General features: G+C 35.5%; 12 protein-coding genes. 8 read left to right on the top strand and 4 right to left on the bottom strand.

The window, feature by feature from the left end:
- The first annotated feature begins 13 nt into the window (after window positions 1-13).
- The 3 genes from BHE19_RS19090 (at window position 14) to BHE19_RS19100 (ending at window position 3,036) form a co-directional block, all read left to right on the top strand.
- A complete protein-coding gene (locus BHE19_RS19090; RefSeq protein WP_070908648.1) occupies window positions 14-916 on the top strand; it encodes a DUF4625 domain-containing protein in 903 nt (300 codons plus the stop codon).
- A 24-nt stretch (window positions 917-940) separates the two neighbouring features.
- The gene (locus BHE19_RS19095; RefSeq protein ID WP_070908422.1) at window positions 941-2,155 is read left to right on the top strand and encodes a hypothetical protein; all 1,215 of its coding nucleotides are present in this window, start codon (window positions 941-943) and stop codon (window positions 2,153-2,155) included.
- A 296-nt stretch (window positions 2,156-2,451) separates the two neighbouring features.
- Window positions 2,452-3,036, top strand: a complete 585-nt coding sequence (locus BHE19_RS19100) for a hypothetical protein (protein ID WP_070908423.1) — start codon at window positions 2,452-2,454, stop codon at window positions 3,034-3,036.
- A 107-nt stretch (window positions 3,037-3,143) separates the two neighbouring features.
- Here the strand turns inward: BHE19_RS19100 and BHE19_RS19105 are convergent, their stop codons facing one another.
- Together BHE19_RS19105 and BHE19_RS19110 are read right to left on the bottom strand one after the other, a co-directional pair.
- Complete coding sequence (locus BHE19_RS19105; RefSeq protein ID WP_070908424.1) at window positions 3,144-4,841, bottom strand: ribonucleoside-diphosphate reductase subunit alpha; 1,698 nt, start codon at window positions 4,839-4,841, stop codon at window positions 3,144-3,146.
- A gap of 17 nt (window positions 4,842-4,858) precedes the next feature.
- On the bottom strand, window positions 4,859-5,833 hold the full coding sequence (locus BHE19_RS19110; protein WP_070908425.1) for a ribonucleotide-diphosphate reductase subunit beta: 975 nt from the start codon (window positions 5,831-5,833) through the stop codon (window positions 4,859-4,861).
- Window positions 5,834-6,436: 603 nt separating this feature from the next.
- On the opposite strand from BHE19_RS19110, the gene BHE19_RS19115 reads away from it, so the two are divergent.
- From BHE19_RS19115 to BHE19_RS19135, 5 genes are all read left to right on the top strand, one after another.
- The gene (locus BHE19_RS19115; protein ID WP_070908426.1) at window positions 6,437-6,991 is read left to right on the top strand and encodes a GNAT family N-acetyltransferase; all 555 of its coding nucleotides are present in this window, start codon (window positions 6,437-6,439) and stop codon (window positions 6,989-6,991) included.
- Between the two features lie 407 nt (window positions 6,992-7,398).
- On the top strand, window positions 7,399-8,961 hold the full coding sequence (locus BHE19_RS19120) for a histidine kinase (RefSeq protein ID WP_070908427.1): 1,563 nt from the start codon (window positions 7,399-7,401) through the stop codon (window positions 8,959-8,961).
- A 105-nt stretch (window positions 8,962-9,066) separates the two neighbouring features.
- The gene (locus BHE19_RS19125) at window positions 9,067-11,667 is read left to right on the top strand and encodes a zinc-dependent metalloprotease (protein ID WP_070908428.1); all 2,601 of its coding nucleotides are present in this window, start codon (window positions 9,067-9,069) and stop codon (window positions 11,665-11,667) included.
- 25 nt (window positions 11,668-11,692) lie between these two features.
- Window positions 11,693-15,037 carry a SusC/RagA family TonB-linked outer membrane protein gene (locus BHE19_RS19130; RefSeq protein WP_070908429.1) on the top strand — a complete coding sequence of 1,115 codons (3,345 nt, stop codon included), beginning with the start codon at window positions 11,693-11,695 and terminating at the stop codon, window positions 15,035-15,037.
- 11 nt (window positions 15,038-15,048) lie between these two features.
- Entirely contained in the window at window positions 15,049-16,368 is a 1,320-nt protein-coding gene (locus tag BHE19_RS19135) for a RagB/SusD family nutrient uptake outer membrane protein (RefSeq protein ID WP_070908430.1), read from the top strand.
- A 166-nt stretch (window positions 16,369-16,534) separates the two neighbouring features.
- Here the strand turns inward: BHE19_RS19135 and BHE19_RS19140 are convergent, their stop codons facing one another.
- Complete coding sequence (locus tag BHE19_RS19140; protein ID WP_070908431.1) at window positions 16,535-16,966, bottom strand: response regulator; 432 nt, start codon at window positions 16,964-16,966, stop codon at window positions 16,535-16,537.
- Window positions 16,967-16,978: 12 nt separating this feature from the next.
- Complete coding sequence (locus tag BHE19_RS19145; protein WP_070908432.1) at window positions 16,979-18,289, bottom strand: sensor histidine kinase; 1,311 nt, start codon at window positions 18,287-18,289, stop codon at window positions 16,979-16,981.
- Between the last annotated feature and the right edge of the window lie 472 nt (window positions 18,290-18,761).

Consider the following 18,761-nt stretch of genomic DNA (forward strand, 5'->3'; position numbering starts at 1 on the left):
ACCCAGTATCCTAATGAAAACGCTAAAACTAATATTGCTCTTTCTCGCTGTTAATCTATCTTTTACAGCCTGTAGTAACGATGACAACAAAGAAATTATAAAGCCCAAAGCTGAAAATATTGAAATTGGTACCGCCAATAATAAAAAAGCCTTAATTGGACGTGACTTTCACTTTAATGCTGACGTGCTTGCCGGAGATAAAATTGCCGATGTACAGTTGAAAATCCTTCCCATAAAAGGTGAAACTTATAGCAAGGACTGGAAATTTGAACTGTCCTGGGCGGAATTCAAAGGCGCAAAAAATACTAATGTACACAAACACTTCAATATTCCGACTGATGCCCCGGAAGGTAAATTTGATTTCCTTTTTATTGTTACAGATGAAAACGGATCTAAACTCGAAATTAAAGAAGTCGTTACGATTACAGATCCTGCCAACTTGCCTGTCGATCCCGTAATTGGCCGCGATAATCTCTCCCGAAACGATAATCTGATTTACTACATGAATACCTGGGTTGAACCGGAACTTATTTTCAAAAAGAATGATCTTCTGACTGCGCATGCGCAAGTAAGTCAAATTATGGGGGACGGAATTTTATATTCTGTTTTGATTAAAAAAAGTGCCAATTACAATCCAGAAAGTATCGACAAGCTCGATTTGAAGAAAATCATTGTCATTTCAAAAGTCGAACATAAAGGTCTGGGGGCTGCTTCAAAAATTACTACACTTCAAAAAATAAACGGTGTTTTGGGCGGTCAAAGCATCACTATTGGTGCAGCTACAGATTTCGAAGGAACTCCAATAACCGGAGACAAAGCCTGGCAATCCGGAACCTACAACTGGGTTATACTCTATAAAAACACTACACACAATATCAGCGTCTATAAATCGATGCCTATTACCATTAATTTTTAAAAATCAACTTTAATTACCTTTACCATGAAAAACAATTTTTACAAACTCATTTTCCTATTCGCCTTATCTGCAACTCTATTTTCCTGCAGCAATGACGATGACAATACTCCTGAAACTCCCAAAGAAGCTTTAACCGAGTATAAATTCTTAAGGATTTTACTTTCTGATGAAAAAACAACTGAGATCACCTTAGTTAATCCGGTTGAAGCCACAATAAGCTCTTTTAATGCTAAATTTGCAAAATCTACTGTTTATACTTCAGAATCCAAACGATATGCCGGAATCATTCACAGAGCCAGCAATACAGTTGAAACTTTCGACAGCGGTTTTGAAGGTCATGGTGATCACGTGGATGTAGACGGAATCCCTAAATTTGGTGCTTTAATTGGCCAGTCGCCTATGCCTACCCATTTTAAAAGCAAAAGCGGAGAGTTAATGACTTTTAATGACGGCGACGGAACATTGGCTGTTGCTAAAGAATCTGAAATTAATACTGCGGGAGCTAAATTTAAGATTATAAATGCAGGTTTGTTGGCTCATCACGGCGCAATGGCTACTTTTACTAATGGTACTTATGCTATTACCGAAAAAGACAATTCGGTAGCAGGAACACTCCCGGAAAAGGTTAAAATCATTGATAATTCCGGTAAGACTCTTTTTAACGCAACAGTTGCTACGAAAGGAATTCACGGAAATGCTTCAGATGGAACGTATGCCGTTTTCGGATCAGCAAGCGGTGTCCTTGTAGTGGAAAGTACCGGAAAACAAAAGCTTATCGCACTCCCTGCTGATTTTGGAACTGCCTGGTTTGGAACTATTCTGGAAACAAAAGCACAAGGAAAATTTGTGGGATATACTGCTGCAAAAGGAGCTTTTCTAATTGATGTAGCAGCTGAGACCATTAAACCTATTTTAGCAAGTACTGCTATCATGCAATGTAAAGTGAGTTTTAATGCTACTAAACTGGGAATCCTATTGCATACGGGTGAATTCAAACTGTACAATCTTACCAGTATGCAACTTGAAAAGGAAGGTAAAGTTATTGCCGAAACTGCCACTGATGCGCCTTTAAAACCACAAATTCAGTTAACAGAGAACTTTGGTTATATTACTTCTCCAACTACAGGAGAATTACTGCAGCTGAATTTGTCTACCATGGCAATTACAAAGAAAATCAAGGTTTCAAGTACACCTTATATGATTACAATTCTTGGTTTTGAAAACAGCAAAGGCCATTAAAAAATACTATCTGCATCCATTTTATCAAAAGGTCGGGCTTTACCCGGCCTTTTTAATTTTATTCCAATATAAAGACTTTCCTCGCTCTCTCTTACTAAATGCATTTTGAATGAAAGCTTTTAGATATGCATTCCAAAAACACCATTTTAACCAAAAAAACATTATTTTTACAAATACAAATCAATGATATACAAATAATTACACACAAATCCTTCAATTTCTATATTATTATTTCACGACAAACAGGTACACTCTTAGCAAACAAAATACATGTTAACCCTAAATAATTGAGTACTATGAAACAAGTGTTATTAAAAAATTTAGACGAGAGCAGAAGTAAAGATATTTTTCCATCGCTCGAAATAAAAGAAAATTTAGTCAATGCTTTTTTTCCGGAAAATACCCTTACACTTACTCAGAACTTATCGAGCGTGACTGCGGGTTTTTACGGTCTGCTATTAAAGAATATTGGTACCGCTTTCGGAAATGATAAAATAGACGGACATTCTAAGAAATTATTCTTTGAATTAGGAAAACTGAAGACCATGCAGGCTTTTCAGCTATACCCCGCTCTGGAAAAAGATACAAGAGCATTTGCTGCAGTTGTTATTTATACGATATACAATTCAAGTCCGGAATACAACTTCAGATTATTAAAGTACACCGCCGAAAATACCATTTTAGAACTTACGGGAGTCGATCGGTATTTGAAAATTTTAACGGAGTTGGGAATCGAAGAACACATTACTATCCCCACGTTCTTGCCTTTTGTGGACGGAATTAAAGAAGTCGTAAATATTCCCTGCCAGGTCGATTATACATTTGAAAGAACCAATCAGGACTTTGCCATTAAATCGGTGTACAGTATCAAACGGCTTTAATAATGGAAGCGTAGATTCAAAAATACAGCATTACAATCACGAATAATCAGCACCTTACCACATATAACTCAAAAATAAAGACCGGATGATACATCCGGCCTTTTTGTTTATGATTCACAACTGCTGCAGCTCACCAAACTGGTTACCAATTCTTTCGAGACACTTTGACTGCGTTGGTAATACAAACTTTTGATACCAAGCTGCCAGGCTTCAATTAGCAGTCGGTTTACTTCCTTAATGGGTAAATCAGCTGGAATGTTCAAATTGATACTTTGCCCCTGATCTACAAACTTCTGACGTATGGAAGCCTGCTGTACAATTTCTAACTGACTGATTTCTTTAAAGGTTTTAAAAACGTCTTTCTCTTCTTTTGTCAGCTGAGTCATGTGTTGTACACTTCCGCCATTCAGCATAATTTCTCTCCAGACTTCTTCATTGTCGAGCCCTTTTTTCTCCAGTAACATTTTAAGGTATTTGTTTTTACGCATAAAATTTCCCTTGCTCAGACCGGCTTTGTAATAATTACTGCTGAAAGGTTCAATTCCAGGTGAAGTTTGTCCTAAAATAGCCGATGATGATGTTGTTGGCGCAATAGCCATAGTGGTTGTATTACGTCTTCCATATCCTTTTAACAGTTCTGATTCGCCATAAATTCTGGCCAGATCCTGAGTGGCTTTATCGGCTTTATCACTGATATGTTGGAAAATTTCGGTAGTTTTCATCTTGGCTTCCATTCCTTCAAACGGAATCATATTTTTTTGCAGATACGAATGCCATCCCAGTACACCAAGTCCAAGTGCACGGTGTCTTTTGGCAAATCGATTGGCTGCCGAAAGGTAATAATTGCCTTCTGTTTTTTCGATAAATTCCTGCAATACGGCATCCAGGAAAAAGATCGCTAATTTTACGGCTTCAGTATCTTTCCATTCGTCGTAAAGTTCGAGATTCATTGACGAAAGACAGCAAATAAACGATTCGTCAATGCTTGAAGGCAACATAATTTCGCTGCACAAATTACTGGCATTAATACGCAGGTTTTTGTCTTTGTAAACTTGTGGTTTGTTTTTGTTTACGTTGTCACTAAAGAAAATGTATGGCAATCCTTTTTGCTGACGGCTTTCTAACACCTTTGCCCAGATTTGTCTCTTGTCGACATCACCATCAATCATTTCCTGCATCCAGTAATCTGGCACACAGATTCCGGTAAATAAATTCTGAATCGGGTTTCCAATACTTTTAATCTTCAAAAATTCCTCGATATCCGGATGATCAACATCTAAATAAGCTGCAAATGCTCCACGGCGAACTCCTCCCTGAGAAATGGTGTCCATTGTAGTATCAAAAAGTTTCATAAAACTAACAGCACCACTGCTCTTACCGTTATCTGTAACAGCACTTCCTCTTTCGCGTAATTCGCCGAAGTATCCCGATGTTCCGCCGCCAATTTTGGTTTGCATGATCACCTCTCCCAATTTATGTGTAATTCCTTCTATTTCATCGGGAACATGCACATTAAAGCACGAAATTGGCAAACCGCGTTCGGTTCCCATATTGGCCCAAACGGGAGAGCTGATACTCATCCAGCCACGTTCGATCATTTCTACAAAAGATTCTTTTAGTTCGGGTTTGTATAATCTTCGGGCCGCAGCGGTACAAATTCTGTCAATTGCACCTTCTACAGTTTCTCCCTTCAAAAGATAACCACGATTTAAAATTTGCTCACTTTCAGAGTTTTTCCACCACATTTTATTCTCGGCTTCACTTAACGGAAGGCTGTTTGCTGAAGTTGTATCTATTGTATTCATCATTGTAATTTTGCTTTTTAGAACAGGTCGTTTGCGGTAATGCTTTTGTCATGTTTGGTATATTCTACTGGCCTTTTGGCAAAGAAATCGTCAAGACTGTTGGCAAAAACTTCTTCTTCAAACCAGGCCATCGCTTTATAATCATCTGCCGGAACATTAAAAATAGTCGGGATATTGATCTGAACCAGACTTTCGTCTATTCTGAATTTCATGAAATTAACCAAATCAGTCTTATTGATCGTTTCAATCTCACCTTCTTCAAAAATCCAGTCTAATATATCAGCTTCTACTTCTATTGAATTTTTAACGGCTTCATGAATAAGGTTTAACGTTTCCTCATCAAAATAATCCGGAAACTCTTCACGTATTTTGTTTACGATATAAATTCCGCCATTAGCATGAATTTGTTCATCGATAGAAGTCCACGCAATAATATTACTCACATTTTTCATGTAGCCTTTGAATCGCGTAAAAGACAGTAAAATTGCAAACTGACTGAAAAGCGACACATTTTCGATCAGAATACTAAACAAAATCAGTGAAACTACATACTTTTTATTGTCCTGAGATTTGGTATCCTTAAGCACATCCGAAAGATAATCGACACGTTTGCGGATAACCGGAATCGCCATCAGTTTTTCAAATTCATCATTGTAACCTAAAACTTCCAGAAGACGTGAATAAGCCTCAGAATGTCTGAATTCACATTCGGCAAAAGTAGTCCCCAATCCGTTGAATTCCGGCTTTGGAAAATGCTCATAAATATTTCCCCAAAAACTTTTCACGGCTACTTCTATCTGTGCAATCGCCAAGAGACTATTTTTAATGGCGGTTTTCTCTGCAGCATTTAAATGAGAATGAAAATCCTGTGTATCGGCTGTAAAATCAACCTCTGTATGAACCCAATACGCTTTATTTATGGCTTCTGTAAATTGCAAAACCTCCGGGTACTCGAAAGGTTTATAATTGATTCTTTTATCAAATATAGACATATATATAAGTATTAAATGGTGAATGAACCTTGATAAAAATGCTTCGTTCTTGGGGAGGTATTTAACGTCATTTTTATAGTTACAAATTTAACCCCGAGATCTTCTTTCACCCGTTTTTTGATGTTAAAAAACAACGCAATTATCAACAGTTGTACACTTCAAAATCGCTCCCTAGATTTGGTTTTTATCAACAGGTAGAAAATAAAGCTTAAGAGGCGAAACATCAGTTATTTATACTAAATCTAAATAGAGTTATCAACAGCTTAGGGTCTAAAAAACGGCTTCATCCTAAAAACAGTTATCAACAGCCATTTTAAAAAAAATAACATTTATACTACAAAAAGTAGCATTTCGCACAACAAGGAAAACGCTGACAACTCTCATTTTTGAAATTATTACACTCGATCAGCTAAATAAAAAAGCACACTTTAAAACACACGTAAGCACCTAATAATAAAAACATTAACTAATTAAAAATTATACTCTATAGTGCCAAATATTTCTTTACAAATTATGAAAAAGGCAATTTTTTATCACAAATATTGAGTAAAATTGATTCATCTGTAAAAGTTGGTGTAATTTTGTACACTAAACGCATTTATCATGATTATCAGAAAAGCAACAATTGAAGATTCGGAAAATATTACAGCACTTTTACTGCTGGCAATGGAGGACATTATCTATAAATTTACAGGTGAAAAGGATCCTAAAACGGCCTACTATTTCCTGCTTCATTTTGTTGAAACCGAGAATAATCAATACTCTTATCAAAATTGTTATGTAGCGGAGGAAGACAACGAAATTATTGGTGCTGTTGCTGTTTATGACGGAGGACAATTGCATTCGTTGAGAAAACCAATTGTTGATTATGTTCGTCTGAATTTCAATGCTGATTTTAATCCTGAAGACGAAACGCAAAGTGGTGAATTTTATATTGATTCGGTTGGTGTGAGTCCAAATCATCAGGGAAAAGGAATTGGTTCTAAACTGCTGCAATTTTTAATTGACGAGTATGTAACTCAAAATCAAAGAACACTCGGACTATTGGTGGAAGACGCCAATCCGAACGCCAAAAAACTGTACTTAAAATTAGGTTTTAAAGTGAAGGGTACCCGAACTTTGGTAGGAAAAAATATGGAACATCTGCAGATTGGGTGATTTTTTTAGTTTCAAGTTTCAGGTTTCAGGTTTCAGGTTTCAGGTTTCAGGTTTGAAATGAGAATAGAATTGTGATATGATTTAACCGCAAAGTCCGCAAAGATATACGCAAGGTTCGCAAAGTTTATGTTTAGCTTTACGAACCTTTTTTTTGCAAAATCAGGTTTAACAAATAACCTTACGGACTTTAAGGTTCGATTTTGTAAGCCATACACCTATTTCAAACTTGAAACTTGAAACCTTTTTTACTCTTAACAAGATTTTTACTAAACGTACCCCTCAAAATACTATTAACTTTTTCTAACTACAACAGTATCAAATAAAAAGTTTTATATTTGCACCCTAAAAAAATAAAAATTATTGCTTTTTAAGGTCTGAAATACTGCCTTATATTTTAATCTACATCGTTGAAATTTACTTTTAAAAATACCTTTTCCCGCAGGAACTTCTTTATTTTAGGAATTACCTTTATTGTCCTCACCCTGCTTTCAATTTATATTCTAAGCAGTTTTATAACTGAAATCACCGAAAAATCAAATACTGCAACTGAAGAACGAGGCTTTCTGAAAAAACAGGAAGTACTTGTACAGGAATTGTCGCATTTTTTAGAAATTCAAAAGGAGTTAAAACGTATTGTTGAAATGAGCAATACACGGAATCTGTCGGATAATCTCAAGGTGCTTAGTACAATTCACGCCAATGACAGTCTTATTAAAAACAATTGGTTTCAGATTAATAAGGAACATATCACTTTTGTAACCGCTAAAAACAGTCCAAATCTGGAAGCTTCCATCGAAGATTTTGCTGTTAAAAACGGGAATCTCAATGCCTACAATTGCATTGTCGAGAATAAGCAGGATTTTTTCTGGCGCATTTATTACAAGTACATCGCGACAAATGGTACAGTCATTCGATACGGATATGATATTGATTTGAAGGCACTTCAAACCTATTTTTCTACTATTGACCAAAAGGCGCTCAATTATGCTTTTGTGTTTGATAAAAAAGGAACAATCCTCTACCATCCTGAAGTAAAATTGCTGAAGAAGAATGTTTTCAAAATCACAAACCTTCGTGCAAGTGATACTACTTTTACCAATAAAAGCAGTTTCAGCCGACAAATTGCGCTTTCGGAATATTTAGGTCTTGACATTGTACGCTATACCAAACGACTCAATATAAGAGGAACGGATTGGTACATCTGTGTTAATTTTGCGGAGAAAATATCTAATGAAGATGTCAATACCGTAAAAAAGTATGCTTCCTTAATTTACATCGTTACAACAGCTATTTTAATTGTATTCTTCTATTTATTTACTCTTTTCACTCGTAAAAATTTTCAGGAAAAAGAAGTACTGGCGCAGGAGAAAAACAATCTTTTGATAGAAAACGAAAAAATTAATAAAGAGAAAGCACTCATTCAGCTGCAACAATTAAAAGAACAGATCAATCCGCACTTTCTGTTCAACTCGCTGAATTCGCTATACATGCTTATTGAAAGTAACACGGCTGTTGCCCGAAAATTTACCCTGAATCTGTCCAAAATTTACCGATATCTGATTACGCCCCCGGTTAACAATATTGTTACGGTACAGGAAGAACTGCTTTTTATCGAAAAGTATATATTTCTGCAACAAACCCGTTTTACGAAAGAATTTGTCTTTTCGATTCAGATCGAAGACGAAAATAATCTGGCTAAAAAAGTACCTTATCTGGCTTTTCAGATCGCGGTAGAAAACGCCATAAAACACAATATCGCTTCTGAAGAAACCCCTTTAAAAATAACAATTGACATTAAAGAAAACGTTGTAATTATTACCAATAATTTAAACGAAAAGCAAAACTTTGGCAAAGAATCCAAGTTTGGTCACAAATACTTAGAAATTATTTACAAATATTATGCTAAGGACGATTTCGAGGTCTTCAAAAAAGACGGTGATTTTACTTGCATTTTGCCTTTAATTGGATAAAAGAAAACATTCACTCCCGAAAAAAAGCCACTCACTCCATTTTGTTTTTTTTAACGTAACCCCTGCAATATTTTTAGCCAAAAATTAACCTAAACTTAACTTTCAATGAGAGAAAAGGCATTGTTGATAAACCTTAAAAATATCGTTTTATTGGTATTGGTACTGAGCACCAGTACTATGGTTTCTCAAAAAAAGAATAAAAAGAATAAAGAAGACAAAACTGTACAAGTTAAAGATTCATTAAAAGATTCGAAAGGAAAAAAGTATGATGATCTTGTTAAAAAAGGAACTTTCAAAAAAGGACTTTTTAACACCATTCAGGTCAAAACAGATTTATACCTGGAAATTAACGATTCTCTTTTTCAAAGAGAGTTTTTAGTAGTTAACAAAATCTCGAGTGTTCCTTTGCCTGTTAATGATGCCGGATTGAATAAAGGAATGAATTACGAGAATAAAATTATAACGTTTCACAAAGATTTAGTGGCCAAGAAAGTTTGGGTAAAATCTTCTGTTCCAAAGGTTTCATCGCCTGTTGGAGATGCTATTACAGCTTCGGTAAACAATAATTTCTCAGAATCCATTATTGAAGTTTTTGACATTGAAACCAAGAATAACGATTCGACTTCGGTTGTTATTAAAGCCAATAAAGTTTTTGATGGTAAACAAAAAAGTTTCAATGATGTATTGAGCAACATTGGCTTTGGCGGATCTGTAAAATCGGAACTATCGTATATAGAAAATGTAAAAACGTTTCCTAAAAATATCGTTGTAAAATCACAGCTTACTACATCTGTAAGCGAAGGCGGTCCTGCCCTTTCGGTTACTCTTGGAGTGACATCCAACATTATTTTACTGGATAAAACACCTATGCAATCGCGTTTTGCAGACAAGCGTGTGGGGTATTTCTCTGAAAAACACTGGTATTTCAGCGACAGTCAACATGCTATGCAGGAGAAAGAATTAATCACGCGCTGGAGACTGGAACCTAAAAAAGAAGATATCGAAAAATACCGCAAAGGCGAATTGGTAGAACCTAAAAAGCCAATTGTGTATTACATCGATCCATCGACACCAAAACAATGGCGTTCTTATATTATAGAAGGGGTTCGCGACTGGCAGGTTGCTTTTGAAAGAGCCGGATTTAAAAACGCCGTAATCGCCAAAGAGCCAACTGAGGAAGATACTGATTTTGATGTCGACGACGTACGTTATTCTGTAATTACGTATGTGGCTTCTCAAAAATCTAACGCTATGGGACCTGCAGTAGTAGACCCAAGAAGTGGTGAAATTATAGAATCGGATATTATCTGGTGGCACAATGTAATGACTTCACTGCAAAGCTGGATGCGCATTCAGACAGGTGCCATTGATCCGAAAGCCAGAGGAAATAAATTTAGTGACGAACACATGGGAGAAGCGATCCGTTTTGTATCGTCTCATGAAGTGGGACATACTTTTGGTTTAAAACACAATATGGGTGCTTCGTTTGCTTATCCGGTAGAATCGTTAAGATCTAAAGATTTTACAGCAAAAATGGGCGGAACTGCTCCATCAATCATGGATTATGCCCGTTACAACTATATTGCTCAGCCTGAAGATCATGTGGAAGCCATTACGCCAAAAATCGGTGAATATGATAAATATGCTATCGAATGGGGTTACAAATGGTACGCTGATCAAAAAGAAGAGCACACTGCGCTTAACGATCTGATTGCAAAACATCAGAATGATCCGATTTATTTCTACGGAGAGCAGCAGGACGGTGACAGTACAATTGACCCGCGTTCGCAATCTGAAGATTTAGGTGATGATGCCATGAAGGCCAGCGAATACGGGCTCAAAAACCTTAAAAAAGTGGTGGGTAAAATCCTTGAGTGGACGTATGATAAAGATGAATCTTACTATCAAACGGGTAAACTTTATATTGGAGCAATTGGTCAGTGGAATCTTTACAACTACCATGTGTTAACGAATGTGGGAGGAATTTATCTGAATACCACGGTTCACGGTGACAATAAAGCCAGTTATGTTCCGGTTCCCGCCGCCATTCAAAAAAGAGCTGTTTCGTATTTACTGAAAAATAGTATTGCGCTTCCGGAATGGTTGTTTTTTAACCCAATTCTGGACAAAACAAATCCATTGAAAGATTCTCCTCTTGGACCTTATGAGTACACTCCTTACACCCTGACAAGAGAATTACAATATGGAATTTTATACAACCTGTTAAGTGATGATCGTTTGTTGAGAATTACAGAAAATGAGCTGTTCCAGCGTAACGAAGCCAAAGAAAATGTTTATACCGTAACACAATTATTTAAAACCGTTCATCAAAACATTTTCGCTCCTACGATTCAAAACAAATCGCTTACGATTATGGAACGTATGACACAGAAAAATTATGTAGATGTATTGATTGTTTCGACCAATAAACTTTTTGAGAAAACAGACAGCAAGAAAATTATTCAATTAGAAGAGACTTTAAAAATGCCTCATTTATGCGATTATCTGCAAGAATCAAAAATGGCGCGCAACATCAATCAGTCTTCATTAAAGAGAGTTTCCGAAGTGACTTCTGATAAAAAAGGAGAATTGAATCAGATTCTGAAACTTTTAAAGACGAAAAGAAACATTGGAAATCAAGAGACAAAGAATCACTATTTCGATCTGATCCAACGTATTGAAAAAGCACTAAACAACACACTTTAAATTAACATAATCCAAAAACAACCCAATGAAAAATTTATTTTACATGCTGAGTTTCCTACTTACCCTCTCGGGGTTTGCGCAGGAAAGGACTATTAAAGGAAAGGTACTTGATGCCAAAGACGGACTGCCGATACCGGGGGTTACCATTGCTGTCGAAAACAGTTCCGTATCAAACAACACCTCTGAAAAAGGAGTAATTCAAAGTGCCGGTCTGGGAACCGTAAGTGACTTTGACGGTGCCTTTGAATTGAAAATAAACAATAATATCAAATCTCTAAGAGTAACCTATATGGGTTATCTGCCTTATACAATTGACATTACAGATAAAAATCAATACAACATTTCTTTAAAGTCAGATGTAAGCGAATTAAAGGAAATCGTAGTTACCGGTTATCAGAAAATCGAAAAGAGAAAGCTGACATCTGCTGTTGCTAAAGTGGATATGGCTGATATCAAACAAGCGGGTGTTGCGAGTTTAGATCAAATGTTAGTAGGTCAGGTTGCGGGTGTTGCGGTAACACAACAAACAGGAGCTCCGGGAACCATTGCAAAAATCAGAGTTCGTGGTACTGCCTCTCTTAACGGTGCACAGGATCCATTATGGGTTTTGGATGGTTTGCCACTTGAAGGAAATGACATTCCTCAAAATTATGACAAAGACAATATTGATGTTTTAAGCAATTTTTCTATCGCAGGCTTAAATCCTGAGGATATTAAAGATATTACCATATTAAAAGATGCTGCTGCAACTGCCATTTACGGAGCAAGAGCTGCAAACGGTGTTATTGTGGTAACAACTAAAAAAGGAAAAAAAGGAAGCATGAAAGTAGATTTGAATGTCAATACTTTTGTGACTCAAAAACCTGATTTTTCTAAATTAAACCTTTTAAATGCTTCTCAAAAAGTAGATTTTGAACTTTCACTGGCTTCAAGAGAAGATTTAACTTACAGAGACGGTAACGGAGAAATTTCCCGTATTCTTAAACAGGCTAATGAATTAGGAGCCTACAGATCGGGAGGTTTTTCGTCTCTTAGTACTCCTACTCAAAATGCAATCAACGCTTTAAGAAACAACAATACCAATTGGGGTGACTTATTGTATCGCAGTGCTATCAACAAACAATATACTTTAAGTTTGTCAGGTGGTGGAGAAAAATCTGATTACTATTTCTCCTTAGGAGCTTACAACGAAGAAGGTGCTACTATCGGAACCGGTTTTGACCGATACAATCTTACCTTAAAAAATAACTTTGATGTAACTGATAAACTGCATGTTGGTGTTGGAATTTTTGGTACACAAAGTAAAAAATCATCTTATATTTCAGATACAGACACTTTTACCAATCCTGCTAATTATTCCAGAAACGCAAATCCATATCTAACTCCAATAAACGCTGATGGAAGTTATAATTATGATAAAGACATGACCGGATATGGAAATGGAAGTGTATATATTCCTTTTAATTACTTAGAAGAAAGAGAAAACACTAATTACGAATTGACAACAAGATCTATAAAAGCTTTACTTGATGTTGACTATAAGATTACAAAAGGATTAAAAGCAAGTACACAAATTGGTTTACAGTTTGACAACAATGCTTCTGAAAAATATGCTGGCAAAGACACTTACTTTACAAGAAAAGAAAGAGAAAAAACAAGTGTATTTGCAAATGGAGCTTATACTTATTTCCTTCCTATTGGCGGAATTATTCAAAATTCAAACACTGACTTTTTTCAATATAACTGGAAAACGATGTTAAACTATAACACTACTCTTGGAGGAAAACATGAGTTAGAATTTATGGTGGGTAATGAGTTAAGAAAAAACAAAAGCACAGCTATTAATACAAAAGGTTTTGGTTTCGACCCGAAAACATTGACCACAACTCAAATTGTTTTTCCAACTCAAAATTATGCAACTAATCCAACCTATAGAACGTATTTAAAGAGTGAAAACGAAAATGCATTTGCATCATTCTTCGCAACAGCATCTTATACATATGACAGAAAATATACGTTCTTTGGAAGTGTTCGTTACGACGGTTCAGATTTATTTGGTGCAGATCCTAAATACAAATACTTGCCATTATGGGCAGTTTCCGGTTCATGGGCAGTATCTGAAGAAAATTTCTTAAAAGATAGCGAAATAGTTTCTAATTTAAGATTACGTGCGTCTTACGGTTTACAAGGAAATATCGATAAAAATACTTCTCCGTATGTCGTTGGAACAAATCAAACAACTATTATTTTACCGGGACAATCAGAACCTATTATTAGTGTAGCTTCTCCTCCAAATGATAAATTAAGATGGGAAAAGACGACCAATACCAACTTTGGAATGGATCTGGGGTTATTCAACAACCGTATTAACATTATAACCGATGTTTACGGAAGAAAAAGTACTGATTTAATTGGCTTACAATCACTTCCTGTTGAAAACGGTTTTGAATATACAAACGCTAACTGGGCTCAGGTAACGAATAAAGGATACGAGATTTCTTTGTCTACAAGAAACATTGACCGTCCGAACTTTAAATGGAACACGACTATTAATTTTGCTCATAATAAGAGTACTGTTGATCGTATCCAGACAAGATCTAATACCTATTTACCTTCAAGACAAGGATTACCTGTTAATGCCGTATTTGCCTTAAAAACTAACGGAATTGATGAAAGTGGTTTCCCTTTATTTGTAAATAAAAAAGGAGAAACTGTAAACACGCAAACTCTTTTTGGTCTTTTTGATCCTTATGCAGATTTTTTCCCGGGAGTTTTCTCGCAATCAAAACTTACGAATGAAGAAACAAGAGATTTGTTTACTTATGTTGGAGATGCAGATCCTAAATTTACCGGTGGTTTTATCAACACTTTCAAAGTTCATAATTTTGATCTTACTATTGCTACCACTTTCAATCTTAAACAAACTGTTGTTGAAAAACCAAATTTTAATGGTACACAATTAGATCGTGGTCAGAACTACACTACAGATGTACTTAATGCATGGTCACCTACTAATACCGGTTCAAACATACCTGGAATTACCAGTCCAACTTCAGGAACAGGAGATTCATGGATGGCTTACCAATGGTTTTCTCCAGCAGGAGCACCACTTAATGTTTACAACTATTTAGATACTTGGGTTCATGAAATGAGCTATATGCGTTTAAGCAGCGTTCGTTTAGGATATTCATTGCCTAAAACAGCGACAAAAACGTTGTTTATGGATAGCATTAGATTTAGTATCGAAGGAAGAAACTTATTTGTAATCAGCTCTGATTATAAAGGTTACTTTGACCCTGAAACGTTCGGAAATATCTATGCACAACCAATCCCAAGATCAATATCTTTAGGATGTAACCTAACTTTTTAATCTGATTTAAAATGAAAAATATACTAAAATACGTATTCTTTGCCGGCGTAGCCATTACTTCTGTAAGCTGTGATCATTATCTTGATGTTGAGCCGGTAGGTAAAGTAATTCCGGAAACTTTAACTGATTATAGAGCAGTATTGACAACCGGTTATTCTACAAATCCTATTCATAAAGCATTATCTACTATTAGAACAGACGAATTGGTTTTAGATGAATCTAATGATAATGCTACTTTCTACAGAGATCATTATATCTGGAACGATGCCAATCCTGATAAAACTACCAATAGTTTTCCTTATGCTGCTTTGTACAACAGAATTTTCTATACGAATGTTATCATCAATGAAGCAAGCGCAAAATTAGCGCCTTCTGCAGAGAAAGACCAATTAATAGGAGAAGCTTATGCACTAAGAGCATTATCTTATTTTGATTTATTGAATATCTTCAGTAAACCTTTTAATGCTGCAACAGCTGCAACAGACAGAGGGGTTCCGTTGGCTTTAAAAATAGATTTAGAGCAGGCTTACGTTCCTCAAAGTGTTGCTGTTATTTACGACCAGATTTTATCTGATAACGAAGAGGCAAAAAAATTATTGAATTTAGACACTCAAACAACGGGTATCAACTACCGTTTTTCTAAAGCTGCTTTATATGCAATGGAATCCCGTATTTTCCTTTACAGAAAAGAATGGGCAAAGGCTATTGCTGCTGCAGATAAAGCAATCACATACAAAAGTGCTTTAATCAACTTAAACACTACTGCTGCTTTACCTAATCTTTACAACGGACCAGAATCCATATTAGCTCTTGAGGATCCTTTCATTAATCTTTTGAAAGGAACATCATATGCCGCACCAACTTTAACAGGCGTTTATGATAAAACAAATGACTTACGTTTTGCGTTGTATTATCAGGCAAGCGGAAGCAGATACAGATTTAGAAAAGGTGGTGATATTGCACAAAAATGTACTTTTAGAACCGCTGAATTGTATTTGACAAAAGCAGAAGCATCGGCACAATTAAACGATCTGACAACGGCAAGAACAACGGTAATCGCTTTCATCAAAAACAGATATAAAACTACGGCTTTTGATCAGTTAAGCCTGTCGATTGCTGCCATGACACAAACTCAGCTTCTTGATTTTATCGCTCAGGAAAGACAACGTGAGTTTGCTGTAGAAGGTCACCGCTGGTTTGATTTGCGTAGAACAACTCAAAAACAAATCATCCATACTTTCAATGGAGAAAATTATACGCTAATAGAAAATGATCCGCGATATACGCTTCCATTTCCTCTGGATGCACGTTTAAACAATCCTGAATTGTAAGTCTATAAAATAACTTCAAAGTAAAATTGCCCCAAAATTTTAGAGAATTATATACTTACAATAATGAGCCCGATGTAATATCGGGCTCATTGCTTTTTTAGACTTATACAGTCATCACGGTCGGAGCTATACTAACTAATAAAATTGAGCTTTCAGTCATCTATGTTTAATGATTTTTTAATAGAAACTCCTGTTTTATACCTTCAAATTTCTCTTTACAAAGGGGTTTATTCAGAAAGCCTATTACCAAGGGGTTACTTTCTGCCCGTTTGAGATCTTCCGGATGCGTTGAAGAAGTAATCATCATTATAATACAATTTAGTTTGATTGATTCAGAAAGTTTTGCATACTCCTCAAGAAACTCAAAACCATTCATTTCAGGCATATTGATATCAAGAAAAATAAATTGCGGAAGTAAATCAGGTGTATCTTCTAACGAACGTAAATATTCAAGTGCTGTTGTGGCTAACTCTTCTAAAACAATTTCCTCAGCAAAATAATACTTTTCGGCCATTCGTTTTGCAATATAACGATCTGTAGCACTATCGTCTATGACAAGGATTTTTCTAAAGTAGGGTTGTGTTGCATTCTGTTCCATGGGTTAAGGTATTTACTTGTTTGGGATTTTAATCGTAAAAGTGGTTCCATGACCAATTTCAGATTGAACTTTTATATCTCCATTGAGTTTATAGATTGCTTCTTTTACAATATAAAGTCCCAATCCTGAACCAACCGACTCTCGGGAAACACGATAAAACATGTCAAATATTTTTGGATGTAAATCTTGCTGAATTCCAATTCCATTGTCCTCAACAACAATATTGGTTTCGACGTTAGAAATATCTATTTTAATATTGACAAATGGGTTTGAAACCTTAAAATTTTGATAGCGGATTGAATTTGAAATCAGATTGTTCAGAATAGTCGTAAGCCGGTTTTTATCGGAGTAAACCGAAGCATTACCAATAATATCAACTTTAAAATCAACTCTTCGGTTAGTATCACCCATGAATTTTAAATTTTGGGTTACCTCTTTGATAAGTTCTCTAAAATTGATCTTTTGCTTCTCGATCTCCATCCGTGAGTTTCGCGAATAATCAAGGATATCACAAATGAAGTTATCTAACTTTTCGGCATTCTCCTTTAACATTTCAAGATGTCCAATCATTAACTCTTCCGCTGTATCGTCTTTGGCTATTTCAATAAGTCCAAGCATAGAATTTAATGGAGCACGTAAATCATGAGAGGTACTATACACAAAACGATCCAATTCGTAATTTGCCGTTTTTAATTCCTGATTTTCAATTTCTCTTTTTTTAAACGTCTGATTAATATGAGCTTCACTGTAATTTTTAAATTGATAAGCCCACAATCCACAAAGCCCGAAAATGGTCGTGGCTAATAGTATATGAATAACAAAAGTGCGCAGTGTCATATAATCCAACTGAGTAAAATAAATACCACTGACACCACTATATTGCAAATAACCAAATACTGCATGATGAATTATTACTACTAATGTTAACGGTATTTGCAGTTTCCAGTTTTGATAAGTGATAAGTATAGCACTTGCTACAAATGCCGTAAAATGCATCTCAAACATACCATGCATCTGATAAATAAACTGGCACATGAAAATCCCCAATACAGTACTGAGAACATACTGATAAAAGTCAGATTCAGGCAACGCTAATTTTGATGAATAATAGGCAATAAGTAATATTCCCCCCACTCCAATTGCAATCTCCCAGGTATCAAAACAAAACGCTAATAATAAACCTATAATAAAAAAAGCGACCAGAAAGTAATTAATTAAATTATCCGATTTTCTCTTTATTGCCAAAAGAAATTCCTGAATGTTCTTAGATTGTTCCAGATTTTCGATTTTCTCTTTCATACTTTTTTCAACTTGGTACTGCATTGCGATACTCTTTTAAAGTAAAGGCAATTGGATTAAAAAAGGACAAGAAAAGCAGTTTATGCTTAGTGTTATGTTCATTAATTATTCGCTTCAGCAAATGAACACAAGTTAGCTTTCAGATAAGAGATCTTGCAGAACTATACTTGCGCTCCATCATTACATCTCAAAAGCGAAAAAAATGCACCTGAGTAAAGTAGTCATCTCATAGTACATCATTCTGCAACAAAAAGCTGACGAACAACACCATTAAAGCTTTAGCTAATTTAATAAAAAAAACGATAAAGTAGGATTTTATCTGTTACAATATATCTAAAAATCGGGTAAAAAACTCAGTCACTATAGCAAAATACACTTGATAATAAGACAGTTAAAACCAAAATCTTGTAAAATAGTTTATATCTAACACAAATACAGTTAACGCTTAATTACTCTGGCAGAAGATCATATACAGCACATTTTTTTATTAGAAAGA

Origin of the sequence: Flavobacterium tructae (assembly GCF_001853485.1) — a bacterium.
GTDB lineage: Bacteria > Bacteroidota > Bacteroidia > Flavobacteriales > Flavobacteriaceae > Flavobacterium > Flavobacterium tructae.